Annotated in this window: 24 protein-coding genes; 4 read left to right on the top strand and 20 right to left on the bottom strand. The window is 59.9% G+C overall.

Going from position 1 to position 24758, the window contains the following annotated elements:
• Nucleotides 1-98 precede the first annotated feature (98 nt).
• Entirely contained in the window at nt 99-1061 is a 963-nt protein-coding gene (locus ACA068_RS09610) for a zinc-binding dehydrogenase (RefSeq protein WP_497309374.1), read from the top strand.
• 129 nt (nt 1062-1190) lie between these two features.
• Here ACA068_RS09610 and ACA068_RS09615 read toward each other — a convergent pair whose 3' ends face one another.
• From ACA068_RS09615 to ACA068_RS09640, 6 genes are all read right to left on the bottom strand, one after another.
• Entirely contained in the window at nt 1191-1844 is a 654-nt protein-coding gene (locus ACA068_RS09615; RefSeq protein WP_497309376.1) for an HAD family hydrolase, read from the bottom strand.
• Nucleotides 1845-1878: 34 nt separating this feature from the next.
• Nucleotides 1879-2868, bottom strand: coding sequence for an ABC transporter ATP-binding protein (locus ACA068_RS09620; protein ID WP_497309378.1), 990 nt, complete (start codon nt 2866-2868; stop codon nt 1879-1881).
• A complete protein-coding gene (locus ACA068_RS09625; RefSeq protein ID WP_403100910.1) occupies nt 2865-3665 on the bottom strand; it encodes an ABC transporter permease in 801 nt (266 codons plus the stop codon). The genes ACA068_RS09620 and ACA068_RS09625 overlap by 4 nt, the downstream gene beginning before the upstream one ends.
• Nucleotides 3652-4488, bottom strand: coding sequence for an ABC transporter permease (locus ACA068_RS09630; protein WP_497309379.1), 837 nt, complete (start codon nt 4486-4488; stop codon nt 3652-3654). The genes ACA068_RS09625 and ACA068_RS09630 overlap by 14 nt, the downstream gene beginning before the upstream one ends.
• Before the next feature lie 5 nt (nt 4489-4493).
• A complete protein-coding gene (locus tag ACA068_RS09635) occupies nt 4494-5300 on the bottom strand; it encodes an alkaline phosphatase family protein (RefSeq protein ID WP_497309381.1) in 807 nt (268 codons plus the stop codon).
• A 174-nt stretch (nt 5301-5474) separates the two neighbouring features.
• A complete protein-coding gene (locus ACA068_RS09640) occupies nt 5475-6539 on the bottom strand; it encodes an ABC transporter substrate-binding protein (RefSeq protein ID WP_497309383.1) in 1065 nt (354 codons plus the stop codon).
• Nucleotides 6540-6888: 349 nt separating this feature from the next.
• Here ACA068_RS09640 and ACA068_RS09645 point away from each other — a divergent pair, with 349 nt between their 5' ends.
• Nucleotides 6889-7602: a UTRA domain-containing protein gene (locus ACA068_RS09645; protein ID WP_010456716.1), complete on the top strand. Its 714-nt coding sequence runs from the start codon at nt 6889-6891 to the stop codon at nt 7600-7602.
• Nucleotides 7603-7727: 125 nt separating this feature from the next.
• Here ACA068_RS09645 and ACA068_RS09650 read toward each other — a convergent pair whose 3' ends face one another.
• The 8 genes from ACA068_RS09650 to minC form a co-directional block, all read right to left on the bottom strand.
• On the bottom strand, nt 7728-9896 hold the full coding sequence (locus tag ACA068_RS09650) for a mechanosensitive ion channel family protein (RefSeq protein ID WP_497309385.1): 2169 nt from the start codon (nt 9894-9896) through the stop codon (nt 7728-7730).
• 77 nt (nt 9897-9973) lie between these two features.
• On the bottom strand, nt 9974-10150 hold the full coding sequence (locus tag ACA068_RS09655; RefSeq protein WP_178082289.1) for a hypothetical protein: 177 nt from the start codon (nt 10148-10150) through the stop codon (nt 9974-9976).
• Nucleotides 10151-10415: 265 nt separating this feature from the next.
• The gene (locus ACA068_RS09660) at nt 10416-11705 is read right to left on the bottom strand and encodes a M18 family aminopeptidase (protein ID WP_027922480.1); all 1290 of its coding nucleotides are present in this window, start codon (nt 11703-11705) and stop codon (nt 10416-10418) included.
• A gap of 76 nt (nt 11706-11781) precedes the next feature.
• On the bottom strand, nt 11782-12888 hold the full coding sequence (locus ACA068_RS09665; RefSeq protein ID WP_497309387.1) for a hypothetical protein: 1107 nt from the start codon (nt 12886-12888) through the stop codon (nt 11782-11784).
• A gap of 46 nt (nt 12889-12934) precedes the next feature.
• Complete coding sequence (locus ACA068_RS09670) at nt 12935-13570, bottom strand: RluA family pseudouridine synthase (RefSeq protein ID WP_497309389.1); 636 nt, start codon at nt 13568-13570, stop codon at nt 12935-12937.
• A 181-nt stretch (nt 13571-13751) separates the two neighbouring features.
• On the bottom strand, nt 13752-14006 hold the full coding sequence (gene minE / locus ACA068_RS09675) for a cell division topological specificity factor MinE (RefSeq protein WP_007898843.1): 255 nt from the start codon (nt 14004-14006) through the stop codon (nt 13752-13754).
• Nucleotides 14006-14818: a septum site-determining protein MinD gene (gene minD, locus ACA068_RS09680; RefSeq protein ID WP_090181772.1), complete on the bottom strand. Its 813-nt coding sequence runs from the start codon at nt 14816-14818 to the stop codon at nt 14006-14008. Before minD ends, minE begins: the two co-directional genes overlap by 1 nt.
• 191 nt (nt 14819-15009) lie before the next feature.
• Nucleotides 15010-15747 carry a septum site-determining protein MinC gene (gene minC, locus ACA068_RS09685; RefSeq protein ID WP_010456696.1) on the bottom strand — a complete coding sequence of 246 codons (738 nt, stop codon included), beginning with the start codon at nt 15745-15747 and terminating at the stop codon, nt 15010-15012.
• 118 nt (nt 15748-15865) lie between these two features.
• Here minC and ACA068_RS09690 point away from each other — a divergent pair, with 118 nt between their 5' ends.
• Both ACA068_RS09690 and ACA068_RS09695 read left to right on the top strand, forming a co-directional pair.
• A complete protein-coding gene (locus ACA068_RS09690; RefSeq protein ID WP_497309391.1) occupies nt 15866-16798 on the top strand; it encodes a lipid A biosynthesis lauroyl acyltransferase in 933 nt (310 codons plus the stop codon).
• Nucleotides 16799-16834: 36 nt separating this feature from the next.
• Nucleotides 16835-18007, top strand: coding sequence for a patatin-like phospholipase family protein (locus ACA068_RS09695; protein ID WP_497309393.1), 1173 nt, complete (start codon nt 16835-16837; stop codon nt 18005-18007).
• A gap of 133 nt (nt 18008-18140) precedes the next feature.
• Here the strand turns inward: ACA068_RS09695 and ACA068_RS09700 are convergent, their stop codons facing one another.
• The 6 genes from ACA068_RS09700 to alc all read right to left on the bottom strand — a co-directional run bounded on the left by ACA068_RS09700 (nt 18141) and on the right by alc (nt 24746).
• Complete coding sequence (locus ACA068_RS09700) at nt 18141-18926, bottom strand: outer membrane protein OmpK (protein ID WP_497309395.1); 786 nt, start codon at nt 18924-18926, stop codon at nt 18141-18143.
• Nucleotides 18927-19302: 376 nt separating this feature from the next.
• A complete protein-coding gene (locus tag ACA068_RS09705) occupies nt 19303-20088 on the bottom strand; it encodes an outer membrane protein OmpK (RefSeq protein ID WP_497309397.1) in 786 nt (261 codons plus the stop codon).
• A 157-nt stretch (nt 20089-20245) separates the two neighbouring features.
• On the bottom strand, nt 20246-21604 hold the full coding sequence (locus ACA068_RS09710) for a nucleobase:cation symporter-2 family protein (protein ID WP_497309399.1): 1359 nt from the start codon (nt 21602-21604) through the stop codon (nt 20246-20248).
• A gap of 155 nt (nt 21605-21759) precedes the next feature.
• On the bottom strand, nt 21760-23052 hold the full coding sequence (locus ACA068_RS09715) for a urate hydroxylase PuuD (protein WP_497309401.1): 1293 nt from the start codon (nt 23050-23052) through the stop codon (nt 21760-21762).
• Nucleotides 23053-23102: 50 nt separating this feature from the next.
• Nucleotides 23103-23606, bottom strand: a complete 504-nt coding sequence (locus tag ACA068_RS09720; RefSeq protein WP_010456681.1) for an ureidoglycolate lyase — start codon at nt 23604-23606, stop codon at nt 23103-23105.
• A gap of 144 nt (nt 23607-23750) precedes the next feature.
• Entirely contained in the window at nt 23751-24746 is a 996-nt protein-coding gene (alc, locus tag ACA068_RS09725) for an allantoicase (protein ID WP_497309403.1), read from the bottom strand.
• Nucleotides 24747-24758: the final 12 nt, after the last annotated feature.

Raw genomic sequence — 24758 nt, forward strand, 5'->3', positions numbered from 1 at the left:
TCTTTGAAGTCGCCGGTTCCACAAAGGGCCGGTCACATAATGCAAGAAAGCCCGGCGCTACAGCTACGGGCTCAGTCCAGACTCACTATGGAGGCACTGTGAAAGCATTGCAAGGCGTGGAAGGTCAAGTGGAGTGGGTTGAAGAGCCCAGTCCTACATGCGATGTAGGACAAGTTCGGATTCGAGTGGCGGCAGCAGGCCTCAATCGCGCCGATTTGTTACAGAAAGCAGGGCTTTATCCGCCACCGCCGGGAGCCAGTCAGGTACTGGGTCTTGAGTGTTCAGGGGTGATCAGCGAGGTCGGCCCGGGCTCGTCCTGGCAGGTCGGCGATCGAGTCTGCGCCTTGCTGGCCGGGGGTGGGATGGCCGAGGAGGTAGTTGTCGACGGACGGCATGTGTTGCCGGTTCCCGAAGGTTTGTCCCTGGCTGAGGCGGCAGCGCTGCCGGAAGTGTACGCGACCGTTTGGCTGAATTTGTTTCAACTGGCTGCGCTCAAACCAGGTGAGAAAGTTCTACTGCACGCCGGAGCAAGTGGAATCGGTTCAGCGGCCATTCAGCTGTGCAAGGCCTTTGGCAACCCGTGCTGGGTCAGCGTCGGCTCCGCCGAGCGTCTGGCTTATTGCGAAGCGTTGGGTGCGCAGGGCGGTGTGGTGCGCTCGGGCGTCCTCGACAGTTTGCGGGATCTGGGGCCGTTCGACGTGATTCTCGATCCGGTCGGTGGCAACTACGCTGCGCTGAATCTGAAAATGCTGGCTTTGGATGGTCGCTGGGTGCTGATCGGTTTGATGGGGGGGCGTGAGGCAAACCTGGATCTGGCGCAGGTTCTGGCCAAGCGCGTGCAACTGCTGGGCTCGACCTTGCGCAGTCGCGATGAGCAGTTCAAAGCAGATTTGCTCAGTGATTTGAGCCAGCATGTGTGGCCGTTGTTTGCTGAGGGGCGGTTGAGTCCGCAGTTGGCGAAGACCTACCCGATCAAGGACGCCGAAGCGGCGTTTGCGGAGTTGGCGAGTAATAAGGTGGCGGGGAAGTTGGTCCTGATCATCGACCCAAGTCTGACCTGAAGGACACACTGAATCTGTAGGAGCGAGCGGGCGGCGATCCGACTTGCCCGCGAATGAGGCGACGCGGTTTACCAGTGAGACCGCGTTATCGTTCTTCGCGGGCGAGCCTCGCTCCTACAGGGGGATCGGTTACTTCCAGATATGGATTGGCCAGCCGGCTTTTTCGGCGTGCTCGAGCAGGACCGGATCCGGGTTTACCACGTGTGGGAAATCCACCTTCAATAGCAGCGGTAAATCGTTACGCGAGTCGGAATAGAAACTCGCGCCTTCCAGGTTTTCCTCTTCCGCATCCAGCCACTCCAGCAGCCGGGTGATCTTGCCTTCGCGGTAGGTCAGGGTGCCGACGGTGTGGCCGCTGTAAACGCCGTGCGCCACTTCCAGTTCGATGCCGAGAATCTCGTCGATGCCCAAACGGTCGGCAATCGGCCTGACCAAATGTGTGCCCGACGCCGAGATCACCAGAATCCGGTCGCCGGCCTTGCGATGGGCGGCGATGGCTTTGGTGGCGTCACTGAAAATGATCGGCTCGATGAAATCTTCCACCCAGGGCCCGACCAAATGGTCGACCTCTTCCGGTGTGCGGCCGATCATCGGCTCCAGGCTGAAGGTCATGTAGTCCTCCATCCGCAGCTTGCCGTGGCTGTAAGCGTCCATCAATTCGTTGTTCTGACGCATGAACGACTCGGGATCGACCCAGCCCAGGCGGCCCATTTGCTCGCTCCAGAGGGTGGCGCAGTCGCCGTGGATCAGGGTTTCGTCCAGATCAAAAATTGCCAGGGCCATCAGTGCAGTTCTCTCTTCGACATCAACAAAGGCATCAGGCTACCTCACACAGGGCAGTCGGATCGATGGAAAGTGCCAGGCGCTGACCATCGGGGTGCAGATCTGCCGCCGAGCGGTTCAGGACATCCACCACCAATTCCACGCCCCGGGCTTCGATCCGATAACGAATCACGTTGCCCAGCAAGCTGTGGCTGCGCACTTGTGCGTCAAGCTCGCCATTGAGGCTCAGCTCGATGGCTTCCGGGCGAATCGCGATGCGATGGTTGATCGGCCGTTGCAGCAGTTTCGAGGCGTTGTCGGCGTCCAGCAAGTTGTAGTTGCCGATGAAGCCGGCGGCAAACACATCCACGGGCGCGGTGTAGAGGGTTTCGGCGTCGCCGCTCTGTACGATCTTTCCCTGATTCATCAGGAAAATCCGGTCAGACATGGTCAGCGCTTCTTCCTGATCGTGTGTGACGAAAATCGTGGTCAAGCCGAGTTCGCGCTGGATCTGACGGATCTGTTCGCGCAAGTGCTTGCGAATCCGCGCGTCGAGGGCTGACAGCGGTTCGTCCAGCAACAGCAGCCGTGGACGGGTGACCAGTGAGCGGGCGAGGGCTACGCGCTGGCATTGGCCGCCTGACAGTTGATGCGGATAACGGGCGGCGAAGTCATTGAGCTCAACCAGTTTCAACACTTCGGCGACACGCTTCTGGCTGTCGTCGGTATTGACCTTTTGCATGCGCAAACCAAAGGCGATGTTCTGCTCCACGGTCATGTTGGGGAACAGTGCATAACTCTGGAACACCATGCCGATTCCGCGTTTTTGTGGGCTCATCGGAACCAGATCGACGCCCTCCAGCAGAATCTTGCCGCCATCCACCGACGTCAGGCCGGCGATGCAACGCAAAAGAGTGGACTTGCCGCAACCGGACGGGCCAAGGAGGGTGACGAATTCACCTTTCTGGATTTCGCAGTTGATGTCGCTGAACACCGTGGTGCCCGCGTAGTTTTTCTGAAGGTGTTGGACGCTGACATAGCTCATTCGCTTTTGTCCTTGTTCAAGATATTGGCCGCCCAGGTCAGAACCAGCACAAAGAAGAAATAGGAGATCACCAGCGCACTGGTGAAGTGGCCGCTGCTGTTACGCATGTTGTTGAGGTAGACCTGCAGGGTTTCGTAGCGGGTGCCGACCAGGATGTTGGCGAACACGAATTCACCGAACAGGAACGAGAATGACAGCAGTAACGCCACCATCAAACCCTTGCGAAGGTTCGGCAGTACCACCAGGAACGCGGCTTGCCAGGTGCTGGCGCCGAGCAGTTGCGCGGCGTCCATCAGGTCGCGCAGGTTGATCGCTTGCAGGTTATTGGTGATCGCCCGGTACATGAACGGCAGCGCGATGGTGAAGTAGCAGCCGATCAGAATCCACGGTGTACCGACCATCGCAAACGGCCCGGAACCGTAGAGCTGCAACAGCCCCACCGAGGACACCACCGGCGGCACCGCGAAGGGCAGCAGGATCAGGATGTTCATCAGCGCATCGAGTTTGGGGAAGTGGTAATGCACCACGAACAGCAGCGGCAGAATCAGCACCACCGACAGAATCAACGCGCCGACGCAGACCAGCAGCGACTGCCCGAAGGCATGCAGGAAGCGCGGATCGCTCCACAGCTGGATGTACCACTTGAAGGTAAAGCCGCTGGGCAGAATGGTCGCCGACCAGCTGCTGGCGATCGAGTAAATCAACGTCCCGGCCAGCGGCAACAACAGAATGGCAAACAGCACGTACACCACCACCCGGTGATAGACACCGACGGGGCCCAGTTCAGCGCGAGACATGGTAGCTCCTCTTCAACAGCAGCTGATGCACGATGGTCACCAGGGTCATCAACGCCACGAGCACCACGGCCAGGGCGCTGGCCAGGTTCGGATCCAGGGAAATGTCGCCGGACACCATCGCCGCGATGCGGATCGGCAGCACGTTGAAGTTGCCGGTGGTCAGCGCGTAGACCGTGGCGTAGGCGCCAAGAGCGTTGGCCAGCAAGATCACGAAAGTGCCCAACAACGCAGGGGTCAGCACCGGCAAACCGATGTGGCGCCAGAATTGCCAGCCGCTGGCGCCAAGCAACTCGGCCGACTCACGCCAGTCTTCGCGCAAGGCGTCGAAAGCCGGGTAGAGCAGCAGCACGCCCAATGGAATCTGGAAGTAGGTGTAGAGAATGATCAGCCCGGTTTTCGAATACAGGTTGAAGTCCTGAATGATCCCAGCCTGCTTGAGCATGATGGTGAAGCTGCCGTTGAACCCCAGCAAAATGATGAACGCGAAGGCCAGCGGCACGCCGGCGAAGTTGCTGGTCATGTTGGCGAAGGCGTTGACGAAGTTGCGCATTTTCGAGTCAACCCGGCGCAGGGAATAGGCGCCGAGCACCGCGATGATGATGCCGAATACGCTGGACCAGAAACTGATCTCGAGGCTGTACTGGATCGCCTGCAAATAGAATTTCGAATTGAAGATTTTGCTGAAGTTGGCCAGGCCCCAACCGAACTCTTCCGATTGCAGGCTGTTGATCATTACCCAGACCAGCGGCGCGATCTCGAACACGATAAAAAACAAAGCGAAAGGTACCAGGCACAAGGCGGCCAGCCATTTACCACGGTTCATGGCGTTCACTTGAGCAGCTCCCGGCAGACAGGTTTGTCGTGGGCCACGCCCAGCAGTTCGCAGACCGTGCCGCAGATGTCCGTCTGTTTTGGCGCGGCGCTGGTGTTGAAGCTGAAGGCATCGCCCAGAACAAACAGCGGTACTTCGCGTTCTTCCGGCAGCAGGCCGTTGTGCGAGCGGTCGTTGTTCATGCCGTGGTCAGCGGTCACCAGCACCTGATAACCGGCGTCAAGCCAGGTTTGCAGGTAGTCGGCCAGAATAATGTCCACCGAGCGGGCGCTGTTGCGGTATTGCGGGGTGTCGAGGCCGTGCTTGTGCCCGGCGTCGTCGATGTTCATGGGGTGGATCAACAAAAAGTTGGGCGCATGGCGTAGACGCAGGTTTTCGGCGTCGGCGAACAGGTGCGAATCCGGGTAGTGATCGTTCCAGTAGAAGTGACCGTGCTGGATCGGCAGGTCGGGGCTGTCGGTGTGACGATCCCGGGCGGCCACGAACGGCGAGCGGTTATACAACTCGCTGACCCAGTGATAGGCCGCGGCTGCAGTCGTCAGGCCAGCATCCGTGGCGTAGTGATAAATGCTGCGCTGGTTGGACAGGCGCGAAACGTTGTTGTGGACGATGCCGCTTTCGATGGGCGGGACGCCGGTGAGGATACATTCGTAAAGCGGTCGGGACAGGGCCGGCAGTTCGCACTCCAGTTTGTAGAGTGCCGCGCGTCCTGCGCCGACGTAAGCCTGCAGGTGCCCCAAGGCGTGGCGCGCGACTTCATAGTTGAGGCCGTCGAGCACGACAAGGATGACGTTGTGCTTCATAGGGGCGGGACTCCGTGAAACAGATATTCGAAAAACTTAAACTTCACACGGTCCAGTGTGGGAGCGGGCTTGCTCGCGAAGGCGGCCTGTCAGTCAACACATGTGTTGAATGTGAAACCGCCTTCGCGAGCAAGCCCGCTCCCACATTGGTTCTCCAGTGTTTGTGCTACAGCATTACTTCATCTCGACGAGGACTTCTTCGTTCCACTTCTGAGGCAGGGCCTTGGAAGTCTTTTCCCACGCATCCGCGTCTTTGATCGGCGTGACCTTTTTGTACTGCTCGTTAGGCAGCAGCTTGGCCTGGACGTCGGCCGGCAGCTTGATGTGATCGGCGCGGATTGGACGGGCATTGCCTTTCGCCAGGTTGATCTGACCGGCATCGCTGAAGATGTATTCGCGGGTCAGCTTGGCGGCGTTCGGGTTCTTCGCGTATTTGTTGATGATGGTGGTGTAACCGGAAATCACCGAGCCGTCGGAGGGGATCAGCACCACGTAATCGTCCGGGTTCGCCATCTTGGCTTTGTAGCTCAGGCCGTTGAAGTCCCAGACCACGCCGACTTCGATTTCACCCTTTTCCATCGTGGCGATGGTCGGGTTGGCCATGGACAGGCGGCCCTGCTTGGCGATATCTGCGAACAGCAACAGCGCTGGCTGCAGGTTCTTCTCGTCGCCACCGTTGGCCAGTGCCGCAGCCAGTACACCGTTGGCGGCCTGGGCGGCGGTGCTCACGTCACCGATGGACACCTTGTATTTACCGGTTTTCAGATCCGCCCACTTGGTCGGAGCTTCGGAGCCGTGCAACAGCTTCTTGTTGATGATGAACGCGATGGTGCCGGTGTACGCCAGCGCCCAGTTGCCGTCCTTGTCTTTGGCCCAGTCCGGGACCTGGTCCCAGGTGCTTGGCTTGTAGGGTTGCACCACGCCTTGTTTGACCGCGATCGGGCCGAAGGCTGCACCAACGTCGCCGATGTCGGCGCTGGCATTGTCTTTCTCGGCGGCAAACTTGGCGATTTCCTGCGCCGAGCTCATGTCGGTGTCGATGTGTTTCAAGCCATATTTTGTGGCCAGGTCTGCCCAGGTGCCTTTCCAGTTGGCCCAGTCATCGGGCATGCCGACGCTATTGACCGCGCCTTCCGCTTTCGCAGCGGCTTCCAGGGTTTTCAAATCATCAGCGGCCATGGCGGCGCTGCACATGGCAATGGTCGAGCCTAACAGTGATGCCAGGAAAAGCTTTTTCATCCGAAGCTCCTTTGGGCGTTTTCAACGCTGCGATTGCGGTTGTGTTGGTCTAGGTCAGCAATACCTGAGCCAATTTAGGCGCCGCTGATGACATTTTGATGTCGACGATCGGTAGGCCTCTATTTTTTACGCGGTGATGCTCAGGCTTCCGAGTAAGCGTAGACCATGGCTAAAGGGCTGATACGAAAGGACTTGGCCGTGATTTTGCAGGCGTCTGGTGCAACCGTTCGGCGGCTTTGTCATCTGCCAGTCACAAGCAGTGCCTAGGCTTGCAGGGAGTTGATGGAGCCGGTTTGAATCACGGTTCTGCCCCGAAACAGTGCTGGTCTAGTCCAGATAGGTAACGTTGATGCGCATCGAGACAACCAAAGCGGTGACAGCCATCGGGCAGGTTCTGCAAGAACAGCTCGACCATGGCCTGTTGGCGCCCGGGAGCAAACTGCCGGCCGAGCGCAAGCTCAGTGAGTTGTTCGGTACCACGCGTATCACCGTGCGTGAAGCCTTGTTGCAACTGGAAGCCCAAGGGCAGATTTATCGGGAGGAGCGCCGTGGCTGGTTTGTCTCGCCACCGCGCCTTGCTTACAACCTGATGCAACGCAGTCACTTTCACGCGATGGTCAGTGCGCAGGGGCGGGTGCCGTCGACCGAGGTGATTTCGGCGCGGTTGCAACCGGCCTCGGCCGCGGTGTGCGCGTGGTTGCAGTTGCCGGCGTTGTCCAGCGTGATTCAGATCTGCCGGGCGCGGCGCATTGATGAGCGGCTGGTGCTGTACGTGGAGCACTACCTGAATCCGCAGTACTTTCCGGGGATTCTGGATTTCGATCTGAATCAGTCGATCACCGAGCTGTACGCCAGGCATTACGACTTGCATTACGGGCGGGTGCGGTTCGAGATCGTGCCGACCGCGTTGTCGGTGGATGCGGCGGCAGCGTTACGGGTGTCGGTGGGGAGCCCGGGATTGCGGATCGCCCGGGTCAACTACGATCAGCATGAGCGGCTGATCGATTGTGACCTGGAGTTTTGGCGGCATGATGCGATTCATGTGGGCGTTGATGTGGTTTAGTCAGCGTGGTTTAACTGGAGTATCGCGTCGACCCCTTCGCGAGCAAGCCCGCTCCCACATTGGAATGGATTTCAAATGTGGGAGCGGGCTTGCTCGCGAAGGGGCCCTGACAGCCACCCTATGAATCAAGTAGCAGACACATCCTTCTGCGGCCCACCTCCGGCTGTAATCACCTGCACACTCATCCGCGGCGTCGCCAGGTCCATCCCCGCTTCATCCAGATGCCGCTTCAGCGACAGATTGAACGCCCGTGAAACCTCCCACTGTTTGATCGGAGCCGTCTTGAACCGCGCCCGAAGAATCGCATTACCCGACTCGAAACTCTCGACCCCCTGAATCTCCAGCGGCGACCAGATATTGCGCCGTTGCAGCGGGTCGGTGCGCATTTTCTGGCCAACTTCGCGCATCAGTTTGATCGCCTCGTCGATGTCCATGCTGGCGGGCACCGCCACCCGGAAGATCGCGTAGCCGAATTCCCGGGAGTAGTTCTTGATGCTTTTGATTTCGCTGAACGGAATGGTGTGCACGATGCCGTCGATGTCCCGCAGGCGAACGGTACGAATGGTCAGGCCTTCGACGGTACCGAGGTGGCCGCCGACGTCCACGTAGTCGTCGATGGCCAGGGAGTCTTCGATGATGATGAACAGGCCGGTGATCAAGTCCGCAACCAGCGACTGCGCACCGAAACCGATGGCCAGGCCGATCACGCCGGCACCGGCCAGCAGTGGCGTGACGTTCATTCCCATGTTCGCCAGCGCGACGATCAACGCAATGATGAAGATCGCCACGAACAGCACGTTGCGAATCAGCGGCATCATCGTCTGTGCGCGGGCGTTGGCCAGGCCTTTGCGCGAGCGGGTGAGGGCGTGGTGCACGGCGGTGTCGCTGAGGATCCAGATCAGCCAGGCAAAAATCAGCGTACCGGCGAGGCTGAACAGTTTGACGCTGACTTCATGGCCTTCGCCTTCTGTGAAGGCAATCAACGACATGCCCCAGACCCGCAGGCCCAGTTCGATGAAGACCAGCCAGACCAGGAGATGGGCGAGGGTGTAGAAGAAACTTTTCAGGCGTTCCGAATACAGCGCATGACGCTTCACACCCCGTTGCGGTTTCAGCGAATGACGGCGAACCAGGCCGTTGATGACCATGCACAACACCAGCAGCACGGTGCAGATCAGCGCCTGGCGCAGTGCGGTGCTGGTGTCGCCGGCCGAGACGAAGGTGGCGAACAGCGAGATGGCCACCAACACCAATGCGGGCACGTACCAGAAGGTGCCGAGAATATCGATGGTGTCGCTGAGCGCGCGGCGCGTCAGGCGTCGGGACAACGGCTGGTTACGGATCAGGTGCGCGATCGGCCGGCGGAAGCGCAGGATGAACAACCCAGTGGACAGCGCGGCCAGCACGTTGGCTATGGTCGCGGCGGTGTGGGCCAGGTGGCTGCCGAGGCCGGCGACCAGGCGCGGATCGCTCAACGCTTCACCGAACGCGGCGAAACTGCCGATCAGCCACAACGGCCGAAAGGCTTGATGTCGCAGGATGTACAAAGCCCGGTGGCGATGCGGGCCGTCGAGCACGGAAAACGCGATCACGCAGATCGCCGAGAAACACGTGCCCACCACCAGCGCGTAGGCCAGCACCATGGCCAGGCTTTTGCCCAGTGACGAGGGCAGGGCGTAGCTCATGTAGACCGTCATGACCAAGGCAATCAGCCACGGCCCGAGTTTGCGCAGGGCGAAGCGCAACATGTCGAGGGCCTTGGGGTGTTGCGGCAGTTCTTCGGTCAGGCCGAAGCGCATGCGCACTCGGTGACTGACCCAGATCAGCGCTGCGGCCAGCAGGCTCCAGACCATCAGAATCATGGCGAAGGCAAAGATGATCGGCAGCCACTCGTTGGCTGGCAGCATCAGTGCCGTCAGTTCGTCTTTGGCCAGGTCAAACTCTTCGGACCAGCGCGTAAGGGGACTGTCGGCCCCGGAAAACTGTTTTTCGAAGGTGGCCAGTGTGCCGCCGATCAGGCCGAGTACGCCTTCTTCGGCGGCCGGCTGAGCCTTTTTGGTGACGTCGCGCAGCTTCTTCAGGTCCGCCAGCAGTTTGGTCCGCTGCTGATCATTCTCCAGCGACTTGATGACTTCATCCAGCGATTGGCCCAGCGGCTCTTGCGCTTCTGGCTGGGCCTTGGCCGAACTGTTGAGCAAGCCCGGCAAACCGACCGCCTGGGCAGGCGCCATCGGCAGCAGCGTCATCAGACAGACAAGGAAAAAACACGGCAGAGCGAAAAGACGAGCGAACACTAGGCGGTCAACCTCGGGATGAACAGATCGGCCGAGTGTACGAGCCCGTCAAAATCAATGCGAGCCAGGGGGAGGATTTATTCGTTGAGTTTGGCGAGGATCTTGAAAACCACGGTGGCGAGGATCGTCAGCATGCCGATCCACATGGCGAACACACCGGCGTTTTTGTCGCGGAAGTTGAAGCCGATGGCCAGCATGATCATCCCGGCAAGAATGGGGATCAGCATGGCGTGGAATGAAGACATCGAGATCATGGGTGACTGCCTTGTCGGAGAGGATATTTGAAGTCTAGGTGGCTTTTGGGCGACCGGTGGTGATGTGAGTCACATCTGATTCAGGGATGCGGCGCGATCCTTGTGGCGAGGGAGCTTGCTCCCGCTGGGCTGCGAAGCAGCCCCAAACCGAGCAATCGCGATCCTTCAGGCAGACCGCATTCACTGGTTTTGCGACTGCTGCGCAGCCCAGCGGGAGCAAGCTCCCTCGCCACAGATAGCATTCCGGCCATTCATTGGCGCGTAATTACGGCAATTCCTGGCAGGCGTAGAACGCGCTCAACACTTTGACCAGGTGGGCCAGGTCGTGGCTGCCGCACAGTTCACGGATCGAGTGCATGGCGAACGTCGGCAGGCCGATGTCCACGGTGCGCACGCCCAGATGGCTGGCGGTAATCGGGCCGATGGTCGAGCCGCAGCCCATGTCGCTGCGCACCACGAAGCTTTGCACCGGCACTTCTTCGGCCATGCACAGATGGCGGAAGAACCCGGCGGTTTCGCTGTTGGTGGCGTAGCGCTGGTTGCTGTTGACCTTGATTACCGGGCCGGCGTTGAGTTTCGGGCCGTGGTTGGCGTCGTGCTTTTCCGCATAGTTGGGGTGCACGCCGTGGGCGTTGTCGGCCGAGACCAGCAAGGACTTCTGAATGGTGCGCACGAATTCGTCGCCTTCAGGCAGCAGGCGACGCAAGGTTTGCTCAAGCATCGGACCATCGGCGCCGCACGCCGAGCAGGAACCGACTTCTTCGTGGTCGTTGCACACCAGCACGCAGGTTTCGTCGGTTTCAGCGGTCAGCAAGGCTTGCAGGCCGGCATAGCACGACAGCAAGTTGTCCAGGCGCGCGCCCGCGATGAAGTCGCCATGCAGACCGATAATGGCGGCGCTCTGCGTGTCGTAGAAGCTCAGCTCGTAGTCGAGCACCACGTCCGCATTCAGGCCATGTTCCAGCGCCAGCTGATTGGTGAGCACGGCGCGGAAGTCCACGCGCTCATCACCGGCAAATTGCGCGAGGATCGGTGGCAGTTCGGTCTGGGCATTGATGGCCCAACCCATATTGGCTTCACGATTGAGGTGAATGGCCAGGTTCGGGATGGTGGCGATCGGCGCCTTGAAGTCGATCAACTGGCTCTCGACCTTGCCGTCGCGGCGGAACGTCACGCGCCCGGCCAGGGACAAGTCGCGGTCGAACCACGGGGCCAACAATGCACCGCCGTAAACTTCGACGCCCAGCTGCCAGAAGCCCTGACGCTGCAGTTCCGGCTGGGGTTTGACCCGTAGGCACGGGCTGTCGGTATGGGCGCCAACCAGGCGAATGCCGCCATGCAGCGGCGAATGGCGTCCCATCTTGATGGCGACGATCGACGAGTCGTTACGAGTGACGTAGTAACGACCGTTGGCTTCGGTGGTCCAGGGCTCGCGCTCGTCAAGGCGCACAAAACCCGCCGCTTCCAGACGCTGAACAAGGCTGGCAGTGGCATGGAACGGGGTAGGGGAGGCCTTGAGGAAGTCGATCAGGCCTTGGTTCAACTCTTCGCGCATAAGAAGCTCCAGACAGCAGTGGGCGGGAGTTTAACGTATTGGCCGGGGCCTTTGGGCATGACGTGAACCGGTCACGTCAGTTGGCAGCCGCTACCCGCTTTTTCAGGTACTGCATGATAATCCGCTCATCTTTAGGCTTTTCAGGCTTGGGCAGTTGTTGGGGCCAGCCGTTCTGGTGAGTCTCCAGCAGCTGTTTCTGACGAGTCGGGTCCCAACGAAGGATCTCCCGCGAGGCACATTCCCACCATTCGTGTCGGCATGCCTTGTAGTACGGGTGATCAGGCGCTGCGCTGCCGTAGAGCAGATCGCGACCAACCTTGCGCAGTGCGCCGCTCTGGTTGCGCAGCTTCCATTTGATTTTCAGCCGCTGCCAGGCCGATGGGAAGGGTTTGACCCGTGGCACGTCCCGGCACAGTTCGACCAGCTCCTGGCTGAACCTCTCGCCGTGCTGAGAGAAGAAATACGCCTGCATCGCATGGAAAAAGCGTTTTTCCGCGAAGTAGTGATAGATGTATTTTTTCGCCTCCTGAATCGGTTTGTCGCGCATCGCGAACGACAGGGCGATCTGTTCGATGGTGTGGATGTCGAAGCCGTCCCGGGTCCATTCATCGATGAGCTTGATCGACTCCTCGAACAGGGCGCTGTCGCGGTCGGTGACGCCGCACAATCCGCTGTTGTACAGCTTGAAACCGTTGTCGGCAGTGACGCCGTGAGCGTGCAGGCAACCGCCGAGCTTCACATACTCGGGGCGTTCACACACGTCCTGCCAGTTGTACTCGAAGCGATCCATCACATAGTGCTGCGGCTGGATCTGTTTGAAGACCAGGTTCGGGTCGCTGGTGAACAGCGTGTCGGTGTCGACGAACAGGGTTTTTTCCGCAAACTTTAGACCGGCGGCAATCGCGCAGGCCTTGCGACGATGGTGATAGCCGTTTTCGCCTTGCCACAGGGTCAGGGTTTCCTGGGTCAGCGTGACCGTTTCGACCGGCCAGCCGGCGTAGTCCTGAGGGCGATCCGTGAGGATTCGGATGCTCGGGAGCTTACCGTTCTTCGCATGTGACAGCGCGGTCAAAATACTGAACTTGGCTTCGCGCCGGTAAACCTCCTGGTTCCCGTAGACCAGGTAGAGCAGTTGGTGTCGGGTTTTCTTGACGGGTGTTGCCTGGGAATCGGTACAACGCATCCAGATGGGTATCCTTTCAAAACGGGCGACTGAGTGTCGGCAGTGCTTAAAACGGCGCCGGGCATTCGAAACGCAAGCGTTCGCCCGTCTGAGGATGGGTGAAGCTGAGCATGCTGGCGTGCAGGCACAGGCGTGGCCAGGCAGCCAGCGCCTGTTCGTGGGCGTAGAGACCGTCGCCCAGCAGCGGGTGGCCGATGGAAAGCATGTGCACGCGCAACTGATGGGACCGGCCGGTGATCGGCGTCAGTTCGACGCGGCACCAGTCGCCACAACGTTCCAGTACTCGCCAGAAGGTCAGGGCGTGTTTGCCGAACTCGTGGTCCACCACATGGCGTGGCTTGGTCGGCGGATCGTAGCGCAAGGGCAGGTCGATGCTGCCGCTGTCCAGTTCCGGTTGTCCCCAGCACAGGGCGGTGTAGGCTTTTTCGGTTTCGCGGTCGTGAAATTGCCGAGACAACTCGCGATGAGTGTCCGGGTCACGGGCCAACAGAATGATGCCGGACGTTTCCCAGTCCAGGCGATGGACGATTCGCGCTTCCGGGTAGCCGTTTTCTTGCAGGCGTGTGATCAGGCAGTCCTTGTTGTCATCGGCCCGGCCGGGGACAGAGAGCAGCAGGGTCGGTTTATCCACCACCAGTACGGCGGAGTCCTGATGGATGATGCGGATGTTGGACAACGGCATTAAAACAGCCTCGTAACAAACGCCAACGGCGACTCAGGCCCCGCACTCTGTAGGAGCGAAGCTTGCTCGCGAATGCGTCACCTCGGTCTATCAGATACACCGAGTTGCCTGTGTTCGCGAGCAAGCTTCGCTCCTACGGAGTGCGTAAAAGCCTGAGCCGCCGTGGCTCCCGCTGGATCGACTAGCGATCCGGCAGGGTGATATTGAGTTCCAGAATCGAGCAGCTGCCCTGGTTTTCCAGCGCGACGTGCACGTCGTCGGACCCGATATTGACGTACTTGCGGATCACTTCCACCAGTTCCTTCTGCAAGGCTGGCAAGTAGTCCGGCGTACTGCGCTGGCCGCGTTCATGCGCCACGATGATCTGTAGACGCTCTTTCGCTACCGACGCGGTGCTGACCTTTTTGCTGGCACGAAAGAAGTCAAAAAGATTCATTATCTACCTCCAAACAGGCGCTCGAAGAAGCCCTTCTTCGTCACATCGAGAAAACGATGTTCCACGGTTTTGCCCAGCAGACGGTCGACCGCATCGCTGTACGCCTGACCGGCGTCACTCTGGTCGTCGAGAATCACGGGCACGCCCGAGTTGGAAGCCTTGAGTACCGCTTGGGATTCCGGAATGACACCCAACAGGGCGACCGCCAGGATTTCCTTGACGTCTTCGACGCCGAGCATTTCGCCATCGCTGACGCGTTGAGGGTTGTAGCGGGTCAGCAGCAGGTGTTCCTTGATCGGCTCTTCGCCGTTCTCGGCACGACGGGATTTGCTGGCCAGCAGGCCCAGCATGCGGTCCGAGTCACGTACCGAGGACACTTCCGGGTTGGTCACGATAATCGCTTCATCAGCGAAGTACATGGCCAGGTGCGCGCCTTTCTCGATGCCGGCAGGGGAGTCGCAGACCACGTATTCGAAGTCTTCTTTCAGCGCCATCAGGACTTTTTCCACGCCTTCCACGGTCAGCGCGTCTTTGTCGCGGGTCTGACTGGCGGCCAGGACGTAGAGGTTTTCCAGGCGTTTGTCTTTGATCAGTGCTTGTTGCAGGTTGGCTTCGCCGTTGACCACGTTGACGAAGTCATACACCACGCGGCGTTCGCAACCCATGATCAGGTCAAGGTTACGCAAACCGACGTCGAAGTCGACGATAACTGTTTTGTGGCCACGCAGTGCGAGGCCGGTACCGATAGCGGCGCTGGTGGTGGTCTTACCCACACCACCCTTGCCGGATGTAACCACTAGAATCTTGGCCAAGGTGTTTCACCCCTAAGGAAAAAGGACTTTTAGCCCCTGAAAAACATCTCTTGAAAAACTACTGCAGTCGGACAGCCTTGGCTGGAATCCGGTCCAGAACAGCGGTAAACACTGTGTTTGGCCTTTTTCCTACTTCGTTTGAGCCGTTTTCGCTACGTTTTAGAGATGCTTGGAAAATGCGGCAGTATCCGTTAAAGCCGAATGATGTTCAACACGTCGCCTGACAGGCTGACTTGCACGCCCGCGCCCCATAAAGGGTCGCGACGCAAATCCTCGGAAACCTTGTAGTGGCCGGCGATGGAGACCAGTTCAGCGCTCATTTGCTGACAGAAAATCCTGGCTTTCGTGTCGCCTTTGACCCCGGCCAGCACGCGACCGCGCATCGGGCCGTATACATGGATGTTCCCATCGGCGAGAAGTTCCGCACCCGGGCTGACCGAGGAGATCACCACCAGATCGCAGCCCTGGGCATAAATTTGCTGGCCTCCGCGTACTGGCGACGTGATGATTTTCGTCGGTTTGATGGTTGGCTCGGGCGGTTTTTCCGGCTTTTTCTTCACCTGGCCTTCGAGCGGGTCGAGGGGGCGCTCACGGGCGCCGGACGGCGGCAGCACCGGCAAATCGACGGCGATGGCGGCGGCGATGTCTTCGATGCGGCTGGCACGGATTGCCAGAGTGCGCAGGCCATGCTGGCGGCACACGCGCATCAGTCCCGGCAGATCGACCGCGCCTTCGCTCGCCGGGAGTTTGTCCAGGGCCAGCACCAGCGGCGCATTGCTGAAAAAGTTAGGCGCCTGGGCGACCTTGGCGGCCAGTTGCCGATCGAGGTTCTCGAGGTCGTTGCGGGCCAGTTCCAGCACGGTTATGGCGAGCATGCTGCCCTTCAACTGGAACACGGGATCCTGGTCTTGCGGTTCGGTTTGGCTCATGGTCGGCATACAACGGCTTGTCACTAAAAGTGCCGAGACTTATAACGAGAACGCCCGCAAGCCGCAAGCCGGGTCGAACGATGTAGAATGCGCGGCCATTGTCTTTCCGGAACCTTTAATGGATCGCCCGCGTTTTCGAAAAACATTTCTTATGCCGCGTTTCTGGCCGCTGTGGTGTGGCTTGGGGCTGTTGTGGCTGATTGTTCAGTTGCCGTATCCGGCGTTGCTGTTTATCGGCCGCCTGCTGGGTGCCTTGATGTATCGGCTGGCCGGCGACCGACGGCGCATTGCCAAACGCAATCTGGAGCTGTGTTTCCCTGAAAAATCCGCCGACGAACGCAAGCGCTTGCTCAAGGAAAACTTCGCCTCCACCGGCATCGCCTTCTTTGAAATGGCCATGAGCTGGTGGTGGTCGCGTCAGCGTCTGGCGAAGCTGGCCCATGTCGAAGGCCTGGAGCATCTGAAAAAGGCCCAGCGCGAAGGCAAGGGCGTGATCCTGATGGCAGTGCATTTCACCACGCTGGAAATCGGCGCGGCGCTGTTGGGGCAGCAGCACACCATCGACGGCATGTACCGCGAGCACAAGAATCCTTTGTTCGACTACATCCAGCGCCTGGGGCGCGAGCGGCACAACGTCGACTCGCTGGCCGTGGAGCGTGACGACGTGCGCGGCATGCTCAAATTGCTGCGGGCCGGTCGGGCGATCTGGTACGCACCGGATCAGGACTACGGCGCCAAGCAAAGCATCTTTGTGCCGCTGTTCGGCATTCAGGCCGCGACCGTCACGGCCACCAGCAAGTTTGCCCGGCTGGGCAAGGCGCTGGTGGTGCCGTTCACTCAGGAGCGTCTGGCGGACGGCAGCGGCTATCGGTTGATGATCCATGCGCCGCTCGAGGGTTTCCCCGGTGAATCCGAAGAGGCTGATTGCATCCGTATCAATCAGTGGGTCGAAGGCGCCCTGCGTGAGCGCCCCGAGCAATACCTCTGGGCTCATCGGCGGTTCAAGAGCCGTCCACCGGGCGAGCCGAAGTTGTACAAAAAACGCGGCTGAGCCCCTGATCCCTTCTTTGCACCACGGAGCGTTGCGATGAGTCCTGCTGAACCGGTTACAGGGTTGATTCTTTCCGGCGGCGGGGCTCGGGCGGCGTATCAGGTGGGCGTACTGGCGGCGATTGCCGAGTTGCTGCCGGTGGGCGCGGCGAATCCGTTTCCCGTGATCGTCGGCACCTCGGCCGGGGCAATCAACGCTGTCAGCCTGGCCAGTGGGGCGATGGACTTTCGTGGCGCGATCGAGCGTCTGACTGCGTTCTGGCAGGGCTTTCGCAGTCATCTGGTGCTGCGCAGCGACTGGCCGGGCGTGATCCACCAGGCCAGCCGCTTTGTCAGTCACAGTCTGCTCGGGATTGGCGCTCAGGTGCCGGTGGCTTTGCTCAACAGTTCGCCGCTGCGCGGCTTGCTCGACGACAGACTGCACATGAACGGCATCGCCGAGGCCATCGCCCAGAAGCAGTTGCAGGCGGTGGCGGTCACGGCATTCGGTTACGAGTCCGGGCAGGCCGTCACGTTCTACCAGGGCGGCGGCACCATCGATGCCTGGTTGCGCCATCGGCGGATCGGCGTGCCCACGCAATTGACCGTCGATCACCTGCTGGCCAGTTCAGCGATTCCCTTGTTGTTCGCACCGGTGAAAATCGGCGAAGAGTATTTCGGCGATGGCGCGGTTCGCCAATCAGCACCGATCAGCCCGGCCCTGCACCTGGGCGCCAGCCGCGTGCTGGTAGTGGGCGTCAGCGGCAACCCGCGCGGCGTCGACCCGGAGCAGCCGCTGCAGCGCGCCTACACCGGTCAGCAGCCGACCCTTGCGCAGATCGGCGGGCACATGCTCAACAGCACGTTCATTGACAGCCTGGAAAGTGACATCGAGTTGCTGCAGCGTCTGAATCAGTTCAGTCACTTGTTGCCCAATGGCACGCCGACACGCGCGTTGGGCGTGGCGCCAGTGGACGTGCTGGTGATTTCGCCGAGTCAGCCAATCGATGAGATTGCGGCGCGGCATCGGCAGGAATTGCCGGCGGCGTTGCGCCTGTTTCTGCGTGGGCCGGGGGCGACCAAGACGAGTGGGGCGGGGGTGCTGAGTTATCTGCTGTTCGAGGCGGGGTATTGCAGCGAATTGATTGATTTGGGGCGGCGGGATGCGTTGGCCAAGCGCGGGGAGTTGTGCCGGTTTCTTGGGTTGGCGGAGCCTGTTGTTCCAGCTTGAGATTGGCGGTGCGGCCTTCGCGGGCCAGCCTCGCCCCTACAGGGTTTTGTGTCGTTCGCCGATTATGTGAACGACACAGAGCCCTGTAGGAGCGAGGCTTGCCCGCGAAGGCGTCCTCACAGACGCCGCCGGATCAGAAGTGAACCTTGACCAGGAAGCTGGTCACGCTCTGATCAGTCTTGAAACCCTGGCTGTCTTCGATGCCGTACTTGTTTTTCCAGTAGTCATACTCGACACCGACGTACAACTGCTTTTCGCCAAGGTTCAGCGCCTTGCCCAGGTCGTATTTGACCTGTGGATTGAAGTGCAGGTTGGCGTGGTATTCGCCTTTCTTGTTGACGTCGTTGTCGACCACCCAGTCCATGAAACCGTCGATCAGGATGTTCGAGTCGCCCACCGGGATGGTGTAGGACCAGACCGGAGTGACCTGCCAGATATTGTCACCTGGGCGGTCGCCTTCGGTATGACGGTTGTAGAAGTTCAGCTGGAAGTAGTCGAAGCCTGGGATCGCCAGATCGAAACCAGGGCCGATCAGGTAGGACTCGGTATCGTCTTCACCGAACTCGTAAGTCATGGCCAGCAGCACATCTTTGATCGGGCCAAACGTCAATTTCTGGTCGAAGATCTTGTTGAACGACAAGCGTGGGCTGAACTCACCGTAGTGGGTGTTCTTGCCCGCGAAGGCGTCTTCCTTGCCGTTGTAGAAGATCTTGTCGATGAAGAAGAAGTTGTCGCCGTATTTCCAGCCGTCGGCGTGTTCGAAGGTCACCGTCTGCTGAATGCGCGGGTTGACCTGGAAGTCCTTGCCATAGAGGTAGGTCAGGCTGTTGTTCTGCCATTGCAGCAAGTCGCCGGCCATGGCCTGGCCCCCGGCCAGTAACGATCCCGCGAGCATCAAGCTGGTGCACGTGCGTTTCATTCGGTTGCTCCCAAAAAGTAGGTGGTTCCACGTTTTTTTTCTAAGGTCGACGCTCTGGTGTGGCGCCTTTTTCTGTAGCGGTAAAAAATTATCCAGTCGGTCAGCTTTAGTGCTGTTAGCAAGAGCTGAGCCAAGGCTTTCGAAAAGCCAAAAAACTCCCGCTCGGCTGCTCAAGAGCAGTCGATTGAGAGGGGTTTTGGAGTGCCTTGGTACCGTGCAGAGCCGGGATAAGTTGGCTTTCTGGTCAGGAATTAAATCCGGGCTTTTTTTTAAAGCGGATTTAGGCGGCCGCGGAGAATACTGACTCCTTGGCCAGGTCTCAAGTGCCCCGCAACAGCGCACCGACGACAGGTTTGGAGCACGGTTGCGGGCCATCTTAAAAGTGCACCTTCACCAGCAGGCTGGTGGTGTTTTCATTGGTATCGAAGTTGCCGTTGTTTTCGATGCCGTACTTGTCTTTCCAGTAGCTGTACTCGACGCCGACGTACACCTGTTTCTCCCGCCAGCTCAGGGCCTTGCCCAGGTCGTACTTGATCTGCGGGTTGACGTGCAGGTTGGCGTGGTAGGTGCCCTGTGAGTTCTGGTCATTATCCACGACCCAGTCGATGTAGCCGTCGATCAACAGGTTCGAGTTGCCCAATGGCAGGGTGTAAGACCAGGCCGGCGTGATCTGCCAGACATCGTCGCCGGGACGCGAGCCTTCGGTCTGGCGATAGTAGAAGTTCAAGGTGAAAAAGTTGAAGCCGGGAACCGCGAGGTCGAAACCGGGGCCGATCAGATAGGCCTCGGTGTCGTCTTCGCCATTTTCGTAGGTCATGGCCAGCAACACGTCCTTGATCGGGCCAAATTCGAAACGGCGGTCGAGGATTTTGCCGAAGGAGAGGCGCGGACTGAACTCGCCGTAATAGGCGTGAACGCCTTTGTTCCGGTCTTTCTCACCGTTGTAGTAAGTGCTGTCGACGAACAGAAAGTTGTCGCCGTACTTCCAGCGGTCGGCATGCTCAAAGGTTATCGTCTGCTGGATCGACGGGTTGACCGCGAAATCCTTGCCGTACAAATAGCTCAGGCTGTTGGTCTGCCATAGCAGCAAATCACCGGCCATGGCCTGACTTGCAGCCAGGAGACTGCTGCCCAACAGCAGGTTTGTTTGAGTCCGAATCATCTGTTGCTCCCTCTTGTTTTTATTTTTCAAGGCGCAGGAGTTTCCACTGTGGGAGCGAGCCTGCTCGCGATGGCGTCGGTTCAATCAACATTGATGTTGAATGTGATACCGCTATCGCGAGCAAGCTCGCTCCCACAGGTTTGGGGGCGTTATTGGGTTAGTGCGGGTGAGCGTGGCAGTCGTTGATCGCCGCGCGTTCGCGGCCGCCAAGAATGTTGAACAGCAGGTTCAGCGACAGCGCACTCAACGTCGCCATTGCAATGCCGCTGTGGGTGATCGGGCTCATCCACATCGGAAGGTGGGCGAAGAATTCCGGACGCACCACCGGGATCAGCCCCATGCCGATGCTCACCGCCACCAGCAACTGGTTGCGACGGTCACCGATGTCGGCTTCCTGAAGAATCTTGATCCCGGTGGCGGCCACCATGCCGAACATCGCAATCGCTGCGCCGCCCAGTACCGCCGGCGGAATCGACGCCACCAGGAACGCCGCTTTCGGCAGCAGGCTCAGCACCACCAGCAGACCACCGGCAACGATGGTCACCGAACGGCAACGCACGCCGGTCATCTGCACCAGGCCGATGTTCTGTGCGAACGAAGAGTGGGTGAAGGTGTTGAAGAAACCGGCGAAGAACGAGGCGCCCGCATCACACAGCAAGCCGCGGCGCAGCATCCGTGGGCAGACTTCCTGGCCGGTGATTTTGCCGAGCGCGAGGAACATCCCGGTGGACTCGACGAAGATGATCACCACCACCAGGCACATGGACAGGATCGGTGCGAGTTCAAATTTGGGCATGCCGAAATGCAGCGGGGTGACGATCTGCACCCAGGGCGCATCCGCCATGCCGCTAAGGTCGACCATCCCGATCAGCCCGCAGATCACGTAGCCCAGGCACATGCCGATCAGCACCGAAATATTGACCCAGAACCCGCGCATGAAGCGGTGGACCAGCAGAATGGTGGCCAACACCAGCGCTGCAATGGCCAGGTAAATCGGTGAACCGAATTGAGTGGCGCCGGCACCGCCGCCCGCCCAATTGACGGCCACGGGGAACAGCGACAAACCGATCGAGGTGATGACCGTGCCGGTCACCAGCGGCGGGAAAAAGCGCACGACCTTGGACATGAACGGCGCGATGATCATGCCGAAGAAACCGGCGGCGATGGTTGCACCGAAGATCCCTTGCAGGCCGATCCCGGGCATGCCGGCCATGGCGACCATGCTGCCGACGGCGGCGAAACTGGCGCCCATCATCACCGGCATGCGGATGCCCATCGGGCCGATGCCCAGCGATTGCACGATAGTCGCGATCCCGGCCACCAGCAGGTCGGCGTTGATCAGGAAGGCGATTTCCTCACGACTCAGGCCGGCAGCTTGCCCGATGATCAGCGGCACCGCGATGGCGCCGCCGTACATCAGCAGAACGTGTTGCAGGCCGACCAGGATCAATTGCAAAAGGGGCAAACGCTGAATAGCGGGTGCGTCGGGGATGCGCGCTTCGGATAGCTCGGACATGCAACACCTCGGATCTTTTTTATTCTTGTGATTTTGTGCATCAGGGTTGACCGCGGCGCGGCCATTCGCGGGCAAGCCTCGCTCCTACAGTTCAGCGTGAGCCTTGTAGGAGCGAGCGGGCGGCGATCCGCCTTGCCGGCGAAGCTTTTCACCGGTTAGTTGGTCGGGGCTCCCTGAACAATCCACGCACCGATCAGGTCACGTTCCTGCTGGGTCATCTGGGTGATGTTGCCCAGTGGCATGATCTGGCTGGTGACGGCCTGAGCCTGGATGCGCGCGGCGTTCTGGCGGATCTGCTCGGGGGTGTCGAACATCACGCCGGCCGGTGCCGCACTGAACAATGGGCTGGTTGGTTTGGCCGAATGGCACACCGAGCAACGCTCCTGGATAACGCTGTGCACCTTGTCGAAACTCGGGCCGGCATTGGACGCCTGGACCGGCGCTTCAGCAGGCTTCGCAGCGGCAGGTTTGGCACCACCACCGACGGCGGTTTCCGGCATCGGCTGGTACTCGATGGTGCCAGGCGCCTTGGCGACTTCAGGTGCGCTCGGCATTTGCGCCGGGCCGGTGACGTAAGCCAGGCAGATCATGCCAACGGCCGCGACAGGCAACGTCCAGGCGAACTTGTGACTGTCATGACGGGTGTTGAAGTAGTGACGCACCAACACCGCCAGCACCGCGATCCCGGCCAGGATCAGCCAGTTGTATTGGCTGCCGTAGGTGCTCGGGAAGTGGTTGCTGATCATGATGAACAGCACCGGCAAGGTGAAGTAGTTGTTGTGCCGCGAGCGCAGCAAGCCTTTGGCCGGCAGTGCCGGGTCCGGCGTGCGGTTTTCGGCAATCGCTGCCACCAGTGCGCGCTGCGCCGGCATGATGATGCGGAACACGTTGCCGACCATGATGGTGCCGATGATCGCGCCGACGTGCAGGTACGCACCACGACCACTGAACACTTTGCTGAAGCCGTAAGCGGCGCCAATGATCAGCACGAACAGGATGAAGCCTAGCAGGGCAGGGCGCTTGCCCAGGGCCGAGTCGCAGAGGAAGGAGTAGACGAACCAGCCGACGAACAACGAGGCAATGCCCAGTGCGACCCCTTCAGGGCCGGTCAGGCTGCTGCCCGGTGCCAGCAGGTACAGCGTCGGGTTGGAGTAGAACACCACGCACAGCAGCGCGATCCCCGACAGCCAGGTGAAGTAGGCTTCCCATTTGAACCAGTGCAGGTTGTCCGGCATGGTCGGTGGGGCCAGTTTGTATTTTTCCAGGTGGTAGATACCGCCGCCGTGGATCGCCCACAGATCGCCCGCCAGACCACTTTTCGGGTTGACCCGATTGAGGTTGTTTTCCAGCCAGACGAAATAGAACGACGCACCGATCCAGGCCACGCCAGTAATCATGTGAACCCAGCGCACGCTCAGGTTCAGCCATTCGAACAGATGTGCTTCCACAGTCTTTACCTCTCGCCTGTCACTCTGTTATCGAGTGATCAGACCTTCTCTTATTGGTGGGGGGCAAGGATCAAACGCTCATCCTCTTTGAAAAAATGCTCATCGCAGTTATTGCCTGTGCCACTGCGATCAACCACCAGGAAGTCATCCCGCTTTTCGATCGTCAGCACCGGATGGTGCCAAACGCCGCGATGGTAATTAATGCCCTGCCTGCCGTTGGTGACGAAGGCGCGGACCAAGCCTGATACAGGTTCATCGCCAAGTGGCGCGACCACGATCAGAAAGGGGTTGCCGAGCAGCGGAATGAACGCCTGGCTGCCCAGCGGGTGGCGCTCCAGCATGCTGACTGTCAGCGGCATGTCCTGCGCGTCGGCGCGGAAAATGCTGATGATCGCGTTGTCCTCTGGCGTGGCGGTTTGCACCGTCGCCAGTTTGTGAAAGCGCATGGTCGAACCGTTGTTGATCATGAAGTGATCGCTGCCGTCGGTTTCGATCACGTCACCGAAAGGGGCGAAGGCTTCTTTGGTCAGCGGTTCAATCGTCAGTGTGCGCATGCTGTTTTTATCCGAATTCTGTGTTGTTGGTTCTGCTTTTGTGGCGAGGGAGCTTGCTCCCGCTGGAGTGCGCAGCGCTCCCCAGCTTTTGGGGCCGCTTCGCAGCCCAGCGGGAGCAAGCTCCCTCGCCACAGGGTTCAACGCTTATTTAGCAACCTTGCCGAGAACACGCAGGCGGCTCACACCACCGTCCGGAAACACGTTCAGGCGGATGTGGGTGATCGGGCCCAGGGCCTTGATCTGCTCGGCGAAGGTGTGTTCGGCGTGCATTTCCAGTTTCTGCGCCGGCAGCAGTTCACGCCAGAACAGCGACTGGGTTTCGATCTGGCTGTCGGTGCCGCCCTTCACGAATGCGCCCTGGATCGAGCACGTGTCCGGGTAGTTGCCCTTGAAGTGCAGGGTGTCGACGATGACTTTCTCGATTTCGCCGGCATGCCCCAGCGCGACGATGACCCAGTCGTTACCCGGCGTGCGACGACGGGCGGTTTCCCAGCCGTCGCCCATGTTGATGCCACGGCCCGGGTTGAGGATGTTGCTCATGCGGCCGAAGTGTTCGTCGGAGCAGGCGAGGGCGCGGCCACCGTTGAGGGCGGCGGCCAGGTCGACCTGCTCGTTGTCGCCAACGGCCGACCAGTCGCGGTGCGGCACGCCGTAGACACGCAGACGCGCTACGCCGCCATCCGGGTAGATGTTAAAGCGCAGGTGGCTGAAGGCCTGGTCGTTGCTGATTTCGTGGTAGTGGTGGCTGTTGCCCTGCAGCTCGACGGCGGACAGCACTTCGGTCCACTGGGTGTTATCGTCCGGCTCGCCCGAGACCAGGAAGCACGCTTCTAGTGAAGCCGACGGCGGGAAGTTACCGGTGAAGAATGAAGTGTCGATGTCTACGCCTTTGATCGAGCCCGGTACGCCCAGGCGGATCACCGCGCTGTCGTAGCCTTCGAAGCGCTTGCGGCGCGACTCCCAGCCGTCCATCCACTTGCCGTTGTCATCGAACACGCCCTCCTTCCACACAGCCGGGGTTGGCTGGAACAGGCGGTTGGCATCAGCGAACCAGTCATCGGTGACCGAGATGATTTTAGTGCCCAGGCGGGCATCGGCCAGGTTGACGAACTTCTCGAAAGGTACGGCGTAAGCTTTCATTCTTCTTGTCTG

The organism is Pseudomonas sp. LBUM1660, assembly GCF_059695935.1.

Excerpts from the sequence above, each read along its gene's own strand:
- ACA068_RS09615 (WP_497309376.1), bottom strand. The coding sequence starts at position 1,844 with ATGGCCCTGGCAATTTTTGATCTGGACGAAACCCTGATCCACGGCGAC.
- ACA068_RS09620 (WP_497309378.1), bottom strand. The coding sequence starts at position 2,868 with ATGAGCTATGTCAGCGTCCAACACCTTCAGAAAAACTACGCGGGCACC.
- ACA068_RS09625 (WP_403100910.1), bottom strand. The coding sequence starts at position 3,665 with ATGTCTCGCGCTGAACTGGGCCCCGTCGGTGTCTATCACCGGGTGGTG.
- ACA068_RS09630 (WP_497309379.1), bottom strand. The coding sequence starts at position 4,488 with ATGAACCGTGGTAAATGGCTGGCCGCCTTGTGCCTGGTACCTTTCGCT.
- ACA068_RS09635 (WP_497309381.1), bottom strand. The coding sequence starts at position 5,300 with ATGAAGCACAACGTCATCCTTGTCGTGCTCGACGGCCTCAACTATGAA.
- ACA068_RS09640 (WP_497309383.1), bottom strand. The coding sequence starts at position 6,539 with ATGAAAAAGCTTTTCCTGGCATCACTGTTAGGCTCGACCATTGCCATG.
- ACA068_RS09645 (WP_010456716.1), top strand. The coding sequence starts at position 6,889 with ATGCGCATCGAGACAACCAAAGCGGTGACAGCCATCGGGCAGGTTCTG.
- ACA068_RS09655 (WP_178082289.1), bottom strand. The coding sequence starts at position 10,150 with ATGATCTCGATGTCTTCATTCCACGCCATGCTGATCCCCATTCTTGCC.
- ACA068_RS09660 (WP_027922480.1), bottom strand. The coding sequence starts at position 11,705 with ATGCGCGAAGAGTTGAACCAAGGCCTGATCGACTTCCTCAAGGCCTCC.
- ACA068_RS09665 (WP_497309387.1), bottom strand. The coding sequence starts at position 12,888 with ATGCGTTGTACCGATTCCCAGGCAACACCCGTCAAGAAAACCCGACAC.
- ACA068_RS09670 (WP_497309389.1), bottom strand. The coding sequence starts at position 13,570 with ATGCCGTTGTCCAACATCCGCATCATCCATCAGGACTCCGCCGTACTG.
- minE (WP_007898843.1), bottom strand. The coding sequence starts at position 14,006 with ATGAATCTTTTTGACTTCTTTCGTGCCAGCAAAAAGGTCAGCACCGCG.
- minC (WP_010456696.1), bottom strand. The coding sequence starts at position 15,747 with ATGAGCCAAACCGAACCGCAAGACCAGGATCCCGTGTTCCAGTTGAAG.
- ACA068_RS09690 (WP_497309391.1), top strand. The coding sequence starts at position 15,866 with ATGGATCGCCCGCGTTTTCGAAAAACATTTCTTATGCCGCGTTTCTGG.
- ACA068_RS09695 (WP_497309393.1), top strand. The coding sequence starts at position 16,835 with ATGAGTCCTGCTGAACCGGTTACAGGGTTGATTCTTTCCGGCGGCGGG.
- ACA068_RS09700 (WP_497309395.1), bottom strand. The coding sequence starts at position 18,926 with ATGAAACGCACGTGCACCAGCTTGATGCTCGCGGGATCGTTACTGGCC.
- ACA068_RS09705 (WP_497309397.1), bottom strand. The coding sequence starts at position 20,088 with ATGATTCGGACTCAAACAAACCTGCTGTTGGGCAGCAGTCTCCTGGCT.
- ACA068_RS09710 (WP_497309399.1), bottom strand. The coding sequence starts at position 21,604 with ATGTCCGAGCTATCCGAAGCGCGCATCCCCGACGCACCCGCTATTCAG.
- ACA068_RS09720 (WP_010456681.1), bottom strand. The coding sequence starts at position 23,606 with ATGCGCACACTGACGATTGAACCGCTGACCAAAGAAGCCTTCGCCCCT.
- alc (WP_497309403.1), bottom strand. The coding sequence starts at position 24,746 with ATGAAAGCTTACGCCGTACCTTTCGAGAAGTTCGTCAACCTGGCCGAT.